Below are 13116 nucleotides of genomic sequence, written 5' to 3'. Positions count from 1 at the left end.
CTCAGGCATCATCCTTCAACATGGATTTTGGCCCAAGCGGGTGATCTGCATGAGGATACGGATGATGATGGTGATCATGTCCGTGGTCATCACCGTGATGATGGTGGTGTCCGTGGCTGTGGTCATGGGAGTGACTATGCGCATGATCGTGAGCATCCGCGCCCTTGCTGCCACACTCTCCAGTACACGTCACATCACACAGCTTGCATTCAGCTTCATCACCCAAGCCTTCCACGTGGTGGTGATGGCTCTCCTGTGGCAAACCGATCTCAGCCTCAAACCCAAGAACCTGTTCTCTGTACTTACAAAGCTGGCAGTTCATGTTGTTTGAACCCTGAACAATCTCCGTCACACGCTCTTGCATCGTGTCGATGACCTTCGGGTGATCGTTCAGATAGCCAGCTTTGATAAACTCAACATCCGGGTGGCGTGCGGCAACTTCATCGGTGAAGTTGTAAATACGCTGTACAAGAACGCCAGTGAACAGGAAGTATGGGAACACGACGATACGCTTGTAACCAAGCTTAACAGCGTGCTCCAACCCCGGCTCAACGAGCGGGAAGGTTACGCCAGAATAGCAGGTTTCCGCCCAACCGAAGCCGAAACCTTCCCACAACATGCGGGTGATTTTGGCAACGTTGGAGTTTGCATCCGGATCTGATGCACCTCGACCAACCACCATAAGCAGGGTTTCTTCCGGCTTCACCTCAGGACCAGCTGCATCGATGGCTTCCTGAATGCGTGCGCCTGCAGCCTGTACCATGCGCGTATCGACGGCCAGTTCGCGGCCATATTCGATGGACACTTCAGGATGTTTGGCCTGATAGGTGTTGAGCACAGATGGAATATCGTTTTTAGCGTGTCCAGCAGCAAACAACATGCCTGGAACTGCAAGAATGCGGGTGCACCCCTGCTCGCGCAGATTGTCCAGGCCTGAATGGATCACTGGATTTGCGAACTCAAGGTATCCATAGTCCACTGGAAGATCCGGAAATCTCTCACGCATACCTTTTGCAAGGCGAGCAAATTCGGCGACTGCACCTTTGTTTCGACTGCCATGTCCGCAGATCATGACGCCGAGTTTTTCTTCTGTTTTTATTGTCATTATGCTGGCTCTGCTTCTGTACCATCTGGGGAGAGAGCACCATCGCTCTCAGCATTTTCCGGCGAGTTCTCTTCTGAGGAAGAGGATCGTTTTTTTGCTTTGGCAGCCAGACCAGCGATGATTGCAGCGCCGGTGACTGCGGCTACGCCAATCCAATGACTGTGGCCAGCAAGCTCACCCAAATGTCCCGCATGTGCAAAGGCAGCAGACGAGGAAAGCCCCATCACTCCTGTGAGGAGCGCGGGCTTCAAAAAATAAGACATGTTCTATCTCCAACATGCAGCGGTGCCTTCCATTGCCATTGGCAACAGGGGTTTATCGCTGTCATTTAAGGAGACGTCGCAAAGACAATAGATGGACCAACGAAATAGAACATCAGCCGCGCACCATAAGTCCGCAGCTTCACACATTATTTCGTCAGACAGCTTCGATTCTGGCCCCCGATGTGGGTCGACCGCCCCCGAAATCCATTTCAGTCCGTCACGGGACGCCGTCCATAGTTTTACGAGGAGCAAGCTAGTTGGCGACCCTGGAGATAGCAAGATGATAATTTGCGAAATTGGTCGATACCAGAGGTTTTCTTAGGTGCAAAAATACGGGTAACTTGATCGAAGTGTTTGACTTACACCTGCATCTGGCATTGCTATTATAGGCAAGGCCCTAGCCTATCACAGGGGTCGTTTTTGTGGAGAATGCGTTATGAAAAAAGAGCTTGTCCTCACCGTCGTTGCTGATGACCGCCCAGGTCTGGTTGGTGAAATCTCCAAGGTGGTTGCTGATCACAAAGCGAACTGGATCGACAGTTCCCTCTCGCGTCTGGGAGGCCAGTTTGCGGGGATTGTTCGTGTACATGTTGAAAAGGCACAGGCAGCAGATCTTTCAGCCGCTCTGACCAAGCTTGAGTCTGTGGGGCTTACCATTGGCATTCACGTTCACAATACAGGTGATGCACCAGCAGGTGCTCATGCGCTTCTTCATATTCTGGGACAAGATCAACCCGGCATGATCAGCCGTGTCTCCAGCGTGCTGGCAGATCTTCATGTGAGCATCGAAACTCTGGAGTCTCTGGTTGAACCGGGTTCCATGAGTGGTGATCTTATGTTCCGCGCAAATGCTCGCATTATTATTCCGCCACATCTGTCGCCGGCAGAAGTCTCTGAAGCATTGGAAGGTATTGCGGCTGATCTGATGATTGACGTTGAACTCAATGAAGCAGCAGTAGAAGAGGACTGATCTCTTACACGCATCACGTTGTTCTCAGATCTCTCCCGGGTAATTACGTATTTACCCTCGATCCCTACCGGGATTTACGCTAGATATGGCTGTTTGGTTCAATTCCCGGGGAAGATCTGATGCAAGACACTGTTCGGACGATTACAGCGCTTCGCGGCCATGTACTTCAATTTAGCGGCGATCCGTTCTGCGATAATCCGGCAGAGGCACTGACAGACTGGTCTGATGGGCTGGTTGTTACCGAAAACGGCAGGATTACCGCAGTTGGCGACGCGGCAGAGCTTATTAAGACGCTGCCAAGTGATGCTGTTGTTCATGATTACAGCGGCAAATTCATTCTGCCGGGCTTTGTGGATTGCCATGTCCATTATCCGCAGACAGAGGTTATTGCTTCCTACGGCGCTCAGCTGATCGAGTGGCTCAACACTTATACCTTCCCAGCTGAAGCCAAATTTGGCGATATTGACTACGCACGCCGTGCTGCCGACGTTTATTTGCAGCAAAGCTTTTCAAACGGCATCACCAGTGCTTCCGTTTACTGCACCATTCATCCTGAGTCCGTGGATGCGCTGTTTGAGCAGGCTGCGCGATACAACATGCGCATCGCTGCCGGTAAAGTCATGATGGACCGCAACGCGCCAGAAAACCTGCGTGATACGGCGCAGACAGGTTATGATCAATCCAAAGCATTGTTGGAGAAATGGCATGGGCAGGGTCGTGCGCTCTACTCCATAACTCCCCGCTTTGCACCAACTTCTACTCCTGAGCAGATGGAAGCGACCGGAGCGCTCTGGAAAGAGCATCCTGAAGCTTTGCTACAGACCCATACTTCTGAGAACCGTCAGGAACTGGAATGGGTCGGAGAGCTATATCCTGAGCATCCTGATTACGTTGGCGTTTACGAACACTTTGGCTTACTGGGAAAGGGCTGTGTGCTTGGGCATGGGATTTATCTGAATGATCGTGAAAAAGCGCTTATTCATGAAACCGGGACATCGATTGCGCATTGTCCAACCTCGAACACCTTTATTGGCTCTGGATTGTTTGATGTACGCGGTTCGCATTTTACACACGATCCGATCACTGTAGGGCTGGCAACAGATGTGGGTGGTGGCTCCAGTTTCTCCATGCTGACCACAATGCGGACGGCCTATGAGGTTGCCCAGTTGCAGGGCTACTCATTGCACCCGGTACAGGCCTATTATCTGGCGACAGTTGGTTCTGCCAAAGCGCTCTATCAGGAAAACCGGATCGGCAACATCAAAGTGGGTATGGAAGCGGATTTTGCTGTTATTGACCCGCTCTCAACACCACTGATCCGCCACCGTATGGCTTACGCCAATAACGTGATTGAACAGCTGTTTATTCAGATGATCCTTGGCGATGATCGCGCGATTGCAGCGACTTATGTGGATGGTAAGCGGGTCTATTCTCAAGCAGGATAACGCTATGATCAGAGCTGGTGATTGCATCAGCTCTGTTTTTCACTGTCGAGAGCACCTGCATCTTTTCCGAAGTACATAAAAGACAGCAGGTAACAGAGCAGAGTGACAGCTGCTGCGGTGCCGAATACGTACTCATAGCTTTCGGTGAAAAGGAAGATCGAGCTGGAGATGGACATTCCTATTGTGCCACCCAGCATTTGAGATGTGATCATCACACCACTCGCCTGCCCCTTCTTCGTTAGCTCAACTGAGTCCACTGATGACTTCATTGATGGCAGAAACAACAATGGCATTGCTGCTCCCCATGCGAGAAGTGCGGGGAGCAGCAACCAATAGTTATCTTCGGCAATAAAGACAGTTAGCCAGAGCGTAGAACTGGATAGTACCAGCAAGCCCCACATGGCCGGCGTGCGAACACCAAACTTATCGACGCAAACGCCACTCAAGCCAGCTGTTGCAGCATTCATCACGACTGCCGACATCAATGCTAAACCTGCGAAGAACGGAGCAAAGCCGAGTTTATCCTGAAAGTACAAAGCTCCAAAAATGAACATTGCAATCTTGGAATATTGCGCCTGAAAGACCACAAATGCCGCGACTGCGAAGGAAGGCTTCTTGAAGAAACGCACTTGAATGAGCGGTGCTTTTATATGCAGTTCATTCCAGAGGAAGATGGCTAGCGCCGACACCCCAACAACGAATGACAAGACGATATCTCTTGATGTCCAACCCCATTCCGGCGCTTGCATGATGGCCAGCACAAAGAAGAAAAGCCCCACAAGCAATGTGATGATGCCTAGCCAGTCGAATGAGTAATCCGAAAGGCTTTTATCCTGTCCGTGAGCAATGCGCCCTTTCAACGGAGCAAATGCGATCACCAAGCAGACGATCAAGACAAAGGGTGGGTTGATCCAGAAAATCCATCGCCAAGAGAAATAGCTCGTGAAGTAGCCGCTCACTAGTGGCCCCGAAGACAGGAAGATAGTGGCGATTGAGCCGAACACGCCTAATGCAAAACCTCTGCGTTCAGGTGGGAATATGCGTGAAATAGCAACAATGGGCAGAGGGAACATGATTGCAGCGCTAATCCCCTGCACGACACGTGCGCCTACGAGGAAGCCTCCGTTTGGCGCAAAACCACAGGCCAGCGACGCCAGACCGAAGATGATCATGCCAGAGAGGATGAGGTAATTGATGTTCACCAGATCAGCGAGTTTGCCACCCAGAGCCACCAAAGCTGCGAACATCAGCAGATAGGAATTCACCACCCAATGGGCTTGAGTGAGTGTCATACCAAACTCTTCTGAGATGGTTGGTAGAGCCAGACTGACGACTGTTTCATCCAACAAAGCGAGCCCAAGGATGAAACTCATTGCAGCCAGCAGCACCCACCGATGCACAACCGATGGCATGCAAGTATCTTTGGGGGGATGTTGGAGTAGCTCCGTCATTGGCACTAGCACCTCGCAGGCCAGAGCCGACAGGCACAGCCATTTTCAAGAGTTTCTAGCTATCACAGAGGAAGGAAGACACCTAAGAGCGTACTTTGGTACACGCTTAGCAGGGTGCTAAGACTCAAGAGACAATTATGCCGATCTCTCGAGTCTCAGCTTCGTTAATTCTGGTTTTTATTCACCCAGAGCAAGACCTTCGCGGCGTGGATCTACGCCACCTTGCAGGCCATCTGCCGTGATCACAATTCCATGAAGACCGGAATTGAGGTCGCGAATATTGGTTTTGTAACCCATAGCATCCAGTGCTGGCTGCAGCTTTTCAGCGGCGGTGCCCTTCTCGAGGTCATAGGTGCCAAAGCGATTGACCAGATGCGGCATAGAGATCGCCTCCTGAATGTTCATACCCCAATCCAGGTTCGCAACCAGTGTTGTTGCAACATAGCCAATGATGCGGCTGCCGCCCGGAGACCCAACAACAACGAATGGCTTGTCGTCCTTCAGCACGATTGTCGGAGACATGGATGAGCGTGGACGTTTGCCCGGCTCAACGCGGTTCGCAATCGGCACACCGTCACGATGAGTACGGAAAGAGAAGTCCGTCAACTCGTTGTTGAGCAGGAAACCATTGGTCATCAGGCGTGAACCAAAGCCGTTCTCAATTGTGGTCGTCATGGAAACAGCATTGCCGTTTGCATCTACGATTGAGAAATGACTGGTTGATGGCAGTTCAATGCTCTCATCATTAGCCAGCAACATGGCGTGATCCCAGGTTGGGTTCCCCGGTACCACCTGCTCTTTTGACAATGCTTTGTCACCACTCAGCAACTCTGCCCGCTCTTTGAGGTAAGCAGGCGCAACGAGGCCTTTGGTTGGCATTGGCACATAATCACTGTCCGCCATGTAGCGACCACGATCAGAAAAGGCGAGACGGGATGCATCACCAATCAAGCGCCATGCATTCGGATCGCCTGAGTTCATGGAAGGCAGGTCATAGCTATTGAGCTGACCGAGGATTTGGCCAACAGTCAGAGCGCCAGAGGATGGTGGGCCCATGCCACAAACTTCAAAGGCGCGGTACTCTGCACAAACAGCGGCACGCTCTTTGATTTGGTAGTTTGCCAGATCCTCAAGAGCCAGTTTACCCGGATTGCCCTTAGCAGACTGAACAGTCTCAACGATGGACTTTGCAATATCTCCGGAATAGAAACCGTCCGCTCCATTTTGAGAAATTGCAGTCAGTGTCGCTGCATACTCTGGGTTTTTGAGCAGGTGCCCAACTGGCAAAGGAGTGCCACCCGGCAGGAAGTAGTTTTTCGTTGTTTCGAAACGAGAGAGGCGCTCTTGATCATTGGTGATCAAAGCGTTCAGGCGTGGCGAAACTTCAAAGCCGTCTGTTGCGAGTTTGATGGCAGGAGCAACCAGATCTGCCCATGGCAGAGAGCCCAATTTCGCATGAGTATCATACAGCAGCTTTACTGTGCCTGGCGTTCCTACAGATAGGCCGCCAACAACTGCATCATAGAATTTGAGTGGTTCGCCGTTTTCGTTTTGAAACAATTCTGGCGTTGCGGATACAGGCGCTGTTTCACGACCGTCATATGTGGTCAGCTCGCCCGCTTCTGCGTCGTAATAAACGAGGAAGGCACCACCGCCGATCCCGGAGGATTGAGGTTCAACCAATCCCAACATGAGCTGCACAGCAACCATTGCATCAATGGCGTTTCCGCCAGCTTTCAAAACATCAAAACCCGCTTTTGATGCATGAGGGTTTGCAGCAACCACCATAAACTTCTGCGCGGTTACCATTTGCTTGTCGGAGATTCCGCTTGCCATTTCCGGCGCAATACTGTCCGCCGCCTCCTGCGCTTGCGCAGGTAAAGCAAGCCCTGCTGCCAGTACGGCAGAGACCCATAGTTTCTTCATTATTTCCCCTCCTGAAGCGGGCAAATTCCCGCTGATTAGACTAGCTCTTCAAATTCACTTTCATTCTTCAATGCAAAATCCAAAATTCCACGCACATGTTCCGTGGTGCTATCAACGACCGGAGCTGAAATATCCTCCTGCCCCACCAACAGTCCAAGCTCTGTGCACCCCAGAATGACACTATCTGCACCCTGGTCCTGTGCTTTTCTGACAATCTGCAAGAGTGTGCGGCGAGAATCCTCATTAATCTGACCCCGACACAACTCATTATAGGCGATGTCATGGACGACGGCTTGCCCTCCATTGTCAGGGATCACTACCGATAATCCGTAGGTATCCTGCAATCTTCTGATGTAAAAATCCTGTTCCATAATGTAACGCGTTGCAAGCAAAAGTGGTTTCCTGCGTTTTACCTTTTGGATGGCATTCGCAGTTGTTTCAGCAATATGAATGAATGGGATCGTCAAACCATCCTGGATGTAGGAGGCGACTTTGTGCATTGTGTTCGCACAGATCACAATGCAATCAGCACCGGCACCTTCTAATTTCAGCGCCGCCTGTTTTAGCAGGTTACCCGCTTCTTCCCACTCTCCGTGAGCAAGAAGCAACTCGATCTGAGAAAAATCAAAAGACCATAAAACCAACTCAGCAGAATGGAGTCCGCCAAGCCGTAAACGTGTTTGCTGATTAATCAGTCTGTAATAAGTAGCAGTGCTCTCCCAGCTCATTCCTCCTAATAAGCCAATCGTTTTCATATATTCCTCGACATACAATACTCGTCGTAGGAACTATGTTGGCAAATTGCGCCGACTTAGAGAAGGTCGTTTTTTGTGCAATTGAGCTGGGAGACCTAATTTAAGGCACTCTGCAGGTGATGTCCTCGCCGTCTTTCGCTTCACAACATGACCATTCGGTGTAATCTTCCAGGCATGCCTCACCACCTACAGAGCGGCGATTGCAGAGCTTATTCGTCTGGAAGGTGTAGCGATCATCCGCATCGATATCAGTAAATCTATGAATGGGTCCGTTGGGAGCCTCCGGTCCAATTGTGACCTGAACTTCGCAGAGTTCGGTATCAGTGGTATCCAGAGTGATAGATGTCGCATTTGCTTTCTGACCTAGTGCTAACACTAGGAAAAGAGCCGAAAATACGAAGAGGCCAAACCAGAGGGGGCGCTTAAAACACAGGGACATTATCTTCACCTTTAGTATTTTTCTATTAAAATTGAATAGAAATTACCTATTCAATTCCGAGGTAAAGGTAGCTATCGCCGGTAAACTTAAGCCGCAAAGTGGACGATGAATTTTCATAAGATTACAGTAAAGTAACCTGGGATAATTCTATTGCCACTTAGTCATGTTCACGCCTGGATCAATTCCTAGTGTATTAATGCCGCGGGCAGCAATTTCTTTGAGCATATCCTCTTTGTTTTGCATATCTGCATAAAATGGAGGCACCGGCGGTGCGATAATTCCACCCATCCGAGTCACCTTGAGCATCGCCTCCAAATGTCCCTCATGCAAAGGTGTCTCACGCGGGACGAGGACCAACTTGCGGCGCTCTTTGAGCACAACATCAGCAGCACGTGTGAGCAGGTTGTCTGAGAAAGAATAGGCCACACCTGATAGTGTACGCATGGAGCATGGCGTGATGATCATACCGTCAGTGTGGAACGAGCCGCTTGCAATAGCGGCTGTCATTTCATCAGGTGCGTAGGTGATGGATGCAAGCGCTTTGAGCTGCTCAACACCATCCTTGCCAAGCTCATGTTGGACAGAAGCGACAGCTCCTTGTGAATGCACCAGATGCGTTTCAACGCTCAGCGCTTTCAGGATTTCCAGCGTTTTCAGAGCAAGTTGAGCACCAGATGCACCAGATACTCCGACAATAATACGCTTCGTCATGCAGCCTACTCACTTCCTTCAGGAGAATTCTTTATCTCTGAAGGGGTGATAGCATCCTTTGGTTGATCCTTGTTTTGTTTTTTAGGCAAGCCGCCTGGAAACAGTTCATCCCAGCGATCTTCAACCTTCTTGGTCATTTCTTCTGGCATACGCATCACTTCCGGCCAGTCAGTGCGCGTTTCTGATCCGATTTTGGTTGTTGCGTCAATACCGAGCTTGCCGCCCAGACCTTCCATACCAGATGCAAAATCCAACGTGTCGACAGGTGTGCGATCCAGAACAACGAGATCACGAGAGGGGTCCATGCGGGTTGCAACAGCCCACATCACATCGCTCCAGCTTCTGCAGTCTATGTCTTCATCAACGGTGATGATCAGCTTGGTCATGGTGAATTGAGGCAGCAGCGACCACATGCCCATCATCACGCGACGTGCCTGACCAGGGTAACTTTTTTTGATCTTGAGAACTGCAATTCGATAGGAACACGCCTCAGGCGGGAGCCATAGATCGACGACCTCTGGAATTTGCTGTTTCAGCAATGGCAAGAATACATCGTTCATGGTTTCGGACAGGACTGCAGGTTCGTCTGGCGCTCTGCCGGTGAAGGTGCTCATGTAGACTGGATCCTTGCGGGCGCGGATACCCGATACTTTGAAAACTGGGAACTGATCAGGGTCGTTGTAATAGCCGGTATGGTCCCCGAATGGGCCTTCCTCAGCTGTTTCTAATGGCTCCGCAAAGCCTTCCAGAACGATCTCAGAGGATGCTGGCACATGCAGGTCAACGTGCTTACATGGGATCAGCTCTGGTCGTCCGCCGGACAAGACACCGGAAATCATCAGTTCGCTTACATCAGAGGGTGTTGGTATGACAGCTGACAAGATTGTTGCAGGATCAGCACCGATGACAACGGCAACCGGCATACGCTCGCCACGTGCCTGCCAGAGGCGATGGTGGGCAGCTCCACCGCGCATGGCGAGCCAGCGCAGGATTGCTTTGTCTTTGCCGATGACCTGCGCACGATAGATACCCAGATTGTACTGAGAGGGATCATCTTTTCCCGGTGGACGCGTTATGACAATGCCCCATGTGATCAGCGGGCCGGCATCGTTTGGCCAACACATCTGCACAGGGAACTGTTCCAGATCAACCGGCATGTCTATCAGTGGAGATGACCGCAAGCGTTTTGGACGAGCTGCCCAAGCTGCCTTAGCAACAGGCAGCGCATCGATGAAGCCTTTTAGGCCCTTTGGCGGTTGCGGCGAGCGAAGATAGGCCAGAAGTTCACCTAGGGCCGGAAGCTCATCTGGTGCACAGCCGAGCCCTAGAGCGACGCGCTCTCGCGTGCCGAACACATTGGTCAGAAGCGGCATATTGCTGTGCGTTCCCGAACATGTGATCGTATTATCAAACTGAAGCACGGGACCGCCCTGCTCAATCACCTGACGATGGATTTCTGTCGCTTCAAACTGAGCTGAGACCGGCGCCTTTACTCTCACAAGCTCCTGCTTTGCTTCCAATACATTGAGAAAGCTGGAGAGTGTCTCGAACTTCTTTTCGGTACGCCAATACATGCCAATTCCAGATTACTAGGCAAACTCGGGATCTGTTCGCTGGGTTAACACACATTTGAAGGGTGTTGTCGCTCTGGTCCTTGACCTCCATCAATGATGAGTTCCGCTAGGATTAATAGGAGAGGATACTGATCAGTGGAGATTAAAGTATGTTCTTTAAACCGGACCGAGGCCTGTTTCCTCCTGCCCTGCAAAAAGCTCTCGGCATATTGCCGGTTCCTCCGCTTGGCTTTGCTCTGACCCGAGCTGTGCGTCGGCTTGCCCATAATCGCCCAGACCTCTTCGAGCGTTTGGACACATACAAACGCACGCATTTCATAATCGACCCGATTGATATCCCGCATGTCTTCCGCATGATCCCGAATGGCGAACATGCGACGGTTGAGATGTTCAAGCGTAAAGATGCGCCTGATGGTGCGGCGCGTATTTCTGGACCACTCATCGTCTTGTTGGGACTGGTTGATGGCACCTACGATGGTGATGCCGTTTTCTTTACCCGCGATCTGGTGATCGAGGGTGACACGGACGCTGTGCTTGCGCTTCGCAACACCATGGAGGAAGCCGATCTCTCCCCTGCTGAGTTCCTTGGTTTCAATGGTCGCCCACGTGAAGTCGTGGATGGAGCGACCAACAAGACATTAGATCATCTGCGCCGACTACTCGACGCACCAACTGCCACTTCCTGATTGCCGCTGCAGGGTGAAGGCGCCCTGCGCGAACCAAGTGGTTCACTCTGTTATTTTCTGGAAGGTGTTTTATGCTTGGACAGCGCAACGATAATAATCCGTCACTGGAGCTTGTTTGCCCAGCCGGTACACCAGCTGCTCTTAAAGCCGCCGCAGAAGCGGGCGCACACAGCATTTACTGCGGTTTGCGCAACGAAACCAACGCTCGAAACTTCCCCGGTCTGAATTTCTCTGAAAAGGAGCTGAATGCCGGGGTTCGTCTCGCTCACAAGCACGGTTCGCACGTTCTTGTTGCTGTGAACACGTTTGCCCGGGCGGGTGACACGCACATCTGGAAGCGCGCGGTTGATGCTGTTTCTGCATCTGGTGCTGATGCGATCATTGCTGCTGATATTGCAGTGCTTGACTACGCGCAAGAAAAGCATCCGAACCTGCGTCTGCACCTTTCCGTTCAAGCTGCTGCAGCAACACCGGAGTCCATCAGCTTTTATCAGGATACCTTTGGCGTGCAGCGTGTGGTTCTTCCACGTGTCATGTCCGTTGAAGAAATCGTCAAGCTCAATAAAGAGGTTACGGTCGAGACTGAAGTCTTTGTGTTTGGCGGCCTATGCGTGATGACGGAAGGGCGCTGCGCTTTGTCTTCATACGCTACAGGCAAGTCTCCAAACCTAACTGGCGTTTGCTCCCCTCCAGGCGATGTTTCTTACGACGAGGACGGCAGCAATCTTTATGCCCGTCTGGGCGGCTTTACCATTGATGGTTTTGGTGAAGGAGAAACTGCTGGATACCCAACGCTCTGTAAGGGACGCTTTAAGGCAGAGGGAGAGACCTCCTACCTGTTTGAAGACCCAGTTAGCCTGAATGCTGCAAGCTTGTTGCCGCGCCTTCAAAAAGCAGGTGTGACCGCAGTTAAGATTGAAGGTCGCCAGCGCGGTAAAGCCTACATTTCACAGGTGGTGAAAGCCTTTCGTGCAGCTGTTGATGCCATGGATGCAGGCGGCAATGCAGAAGAAGAAGTTTCAGCCATGTTGAGCGCAATGACAGAAGGTGGGCGCGAAACCACCGGCGCCTACAAAAAGATCTGGAGATAAGGACCAATCATGAGCAAGATCGAACTTTCCATTGGTCCTAACTTCTTCAACTGGTCCAACGAAAAACTCGTCGACTTTTATGCGCGTGTAGCAGATGAAGCTCCTGTTGAGCGCGTTTACATTGGCGAAGTTATTTGTGGCAAACGCATGCCGTTCAACGACAAGGTGTGGCCTGAGATTTATGAGCGCCTCACCAATGCAGGTAAAACGGTTGTCTTCTCAACAATTGCGCTGCCCGTCACCATGCGTGATCGTAAGTCTATCAATGCCCTTTCAGCAGATTGCGAGCTGGTCGAAGCTAACGATATTGCGAGTGTTCATAAACGCTCTGGTGAACCCTTCGTTGGTGGGCCGTTCCTCAATATCTACAATGAGCAGACAGCGAAGGTTCTCATAAACCTGGGTATGGAAACGTTCTGCCCGCCTGTTGAACTGCCGATCAAGTCTGTTGAAGCGATTGCACAGGCTCTGCCAGACCTGACCATCGAGCTGTTTGCATTTGGTCGTCTGCCACTGGCTGTCTCTGGTCGCTGCTACCATGCACGCGCTCACAAGCTGCACAAAGATAACTGTCAGTTCATTTGTGACCGTGATCTTGACGGCATGGATGTGACGACATTGGATGATCAGAAATTCCTTGCAGCCAATGGTATTCAAACACTATCTCACAGTGTTCAAGCCATCACGCTTGGCCGCGACG

13 protein-coding genes are annotated in these 13116 nt (G+C 51.2%); 5 read left to right on the top strand and 8 right to left on the bottom strand.

What is annotated here, in order from left to right; all coding sequences use genetic code 11:
- Position 1 precedes the first annotated feature (1 nt).
- Entirely contained in the window at positions 2 to 1105 is a 1104-nt protein-coding gene (locus tag PPL9_RS05140; RefSeq protein WP_057461663.1) for a sirohydrochlorin chelatase, read from the bottom strand.
- Positions 1105 to 1368, bottom strand: coding sequence for a DUF6732 family protein (locus tag PPL9_RS05135; RefSeq protein ID WP_057461661.1), 264 nt, complete (start codon positions 1366 to 1368; stop codon positions 1105 to 1107). The genes PPL9_RS05140 and PPL9_RS05135 overlap by 1 nt, the downstream gene beginning before the upstream one ends.
- Positions 1369 to 1804: 436 nt before the next feature.
- On the opposite strand from PPL9_RS05135, the gene PPL9_RS05130 reads away from it, so the two are divergent.
- Positions 1805 to 2338, top strand: a complete 534-nt coding sequence (locus tag PPL9_RS05130; RefSeq protein ID WP_057461659.1) for an ACT domain-containing protein — start codon at positions 1805 to 1807, stop codon at positions 2336 to 2338.
- A 119-nt stretch (positions 2339 to 2457) separates the two neighbouring features.
- Positions 2458 to 3783 carry a guanine deaminase gene (gene guaD / locus PPL9_RS05125; protein ID WP_057461657.1) on the top strand — a complete coding sequence of 442 codons (1326 nt, stop codon included), beginning with the start codon at positions 2458 to 2460 and terminating at the stop codon, positions 3781 to 3783.
- A 26-nt stretch (positions 3784 to 3809) separates the two neighbouring features.
- Here the strand turns inward: guaD and PPL9_RS05120 are convergent, their stop codons facing one another.
- The 6 genes from PPL9_RS05120 to PPL9_RS05095 all read right to left on the bottom strand — a co-directional run bounded on the left by PPL9_RS05120 (position 3810) and on the right by PPL9_RS05095 (position 10639).
- A complete protein-coding gene (locus PPL9_RS05120; RefSeq protein WP_208989177.1) occupies positions 3810 to 5195 on the bottom strand; it encodes an MFS transporter in 1386 nt (461 codons plus the stop codon).
- A 216-nt stretch (positions 5196 to 5411) separates the two neighbouring features.
- Positions 5412 to 7160, bottom strand: a complete 1749-nt coding sequence (ggt, locus tag PPL9_RS05115; RefSeq protein WP_057461655.1) for a gamma-glutamyltransferase — start codon at positions 7158 to 7160, stop codon at positions 5412 to 5414.
- A 35-nt stretch (positions 7161 to 7195) separates the two neighbouring features.
- Positions 7196 to 7915 (bottom strand): aspartate/glutamate racemase family protein, encoded by a 720-nt coding sequence (locus PPL9_RS05110; protein ID WP_057461654.1) that lies wholly within the window; start codon positions 7913 to 7915, stop codon positions 7196 to 7198.
- A 100-nt stretch (positions 7916 to 8015) separates the two neighbouring features.
- Positions 8016 to 8354 (bottom strand): hypothetical protein, encoded by a 339-nt coding sequence (locus tag PPL9_RS05105; protein WP_057461653.1) that lies wholly within the window; start codon positions 8352 to 8354, stop codon positions 8016 to 8018.
- Between the two features lie 147 nt (positions 8355 to 8501).
- On the bottom strand, positions 8502 to 9065 hold the full coding sequence (locus PPL9_RS05100; protein WP_057461652.1) for a UbiX family flavin prenyltransferase: 564 nt from the start codon (positions 9063 to 9065) through the stop codon (positions 8502 to 8504).
- Positions 9066 to 9070: 5 nt separating this feature from the next.
- A complete protein-coding gene (locus PPL9_RS05095) occupies positions 9071 to 10639 on the bottom strand; it encodes a UbiD family decarboxylase (RefSeq protein WP_057461650.1) in 1569 nt (522 codons plus the stop codon).
- 149 nt (positions 10640 to 10788) lie between these two features.
- On the opposite strand from PPL9_RS05095, the gene PPL9_RS05090 reads away from it, so the two are divergent.
- From PPL9_RS05090 to PPL9_RS05080, 3 genes are all read left to right on the top strand, one after another.
- A complete protein-coding gene (locus PPL9_RS05090; protein WP_057461648.1) occupies positions 10789 to 11325 on the top strand; it encodes an SCP2 sterol-binding domain-containing protein in 537 nt (178 codons plus the stop codon).
- Positions 11326 to 11396: 71 nt separating this feature from the next.
- Positions 11397 to 12416, top strand: coding sequence for a peptidase U32 family protein (locus PPL9_RS05085; RefSeq protein WP_057461646.1), 1020 nt, complete (start codon positions 11397 to 11399; stop codon positions 12414 to 12416).
- A 9-nt stretch (positions 12417 to 12425) separates the two neighbouring features.
- Positions 12426 to 13116 (top strand): U32 family peptidase (locus tag PPL9_RS05080; RefSeq protein WP_208989176.1); only part of this gene is annotated, 691 nt, incomplete at its 3' end.

Source organism: Pseudovibrio sp. POLY-S9 (assembly GCF_001431305.1).
Classification (GTDB): domain Bacteria; phylum Pseudomonadota; class Alphaproteobacteria; order Rhizobiales; family Stappiaceae; genus Pseudovibrio.
The sequence above is the reverse complement of the archived record's forward strand: the minus strand, read 5'-3'. Positions and strand labels throughout refer to the sequence as shown.

Coding starts and splice junctions, on each gene's coding strand:
- PPL9_RS05095 (WP_057461650.1), bottom strand. CDS start 10,639: ATGTATTGGCGTACCGAAAAGAAGTTCGAGACACTCTCCAGCTTTCTC.
- PPL9_RS05110 (WP_057461654.1), bottom strand. CDS start 7,915: ATGAAAACGATTGGCTTATTAGGAGGAATGAGCTGGGAGAGCACTGCT.
- PPL9_RS05140 (WP_057461663.1), bottom strand. CDS start 1,105: ATGACAATAAAAACAGAAGAAAAACTCGGCGTCATGATCTGCGGACAT.
- guaD (WP_057461657.1), top strand. CDS start 2,458: ATGCAAGACACTGTTCGGACGATTACAGCGCTTCGCGGCCATGTACTT.
- ggt (WP_057461655.1), bottom strand. CDS start 7,160: ATGAAGAAACTATGGGTCTCTGCCGTACTGGCAGCAGGGCTTGCTTTA.
- PPL9_RS05120 (WP_208989177.1), bottom strand. CDS start 5,195: ATGCCATCGGTTGTGCATCGGTGGGTGCTGCTGGCTGCAATGAGTTTC.
- PPL9_RS05135 (WP_057461661.1), bottom strand. CDS start 1,368: ATGTCTTATTTTTTGAAGCCCGCGCTCCTCACAGGAGTGATGGGGCTT.
- PPL9_RS05090 (WP_057461648.1), top strand. CDS start 10,789: ATGTTCTTTAAACCGGACCGAGGCCTGTTTCCTCCTGCCCTGCAAAAA.
- PPL9_RS05130 (WP_057461659.1), top strand. CDS start 1,805: ATGAAAAAAGAGCTTGTCCTCACCGTCGTTGCTGATGACCGCCCAGGT.
- PPL9_RS05085 (WP_057461646.1), top strand. CDS start 11,397: ATGCTTGGACAGCGCAACGATAATAATCCGTCACTGGAGCTTGTTTGC.
- PPL9_RS05100 (WP_057461652.1), bottom strand. CDS start 9,065: ATGACGAAGCGTATTATTGTCGGAGTATCTGGTGCATCTGGTGCTCAA.
- PPL9_RS05105 (WP_057461653.1), bottom strand. CDS start 8,354: ATGTCCCTGTGTTTTAAGCGCCCCCTCTGGTTTGGCCTCTTCGTATTT.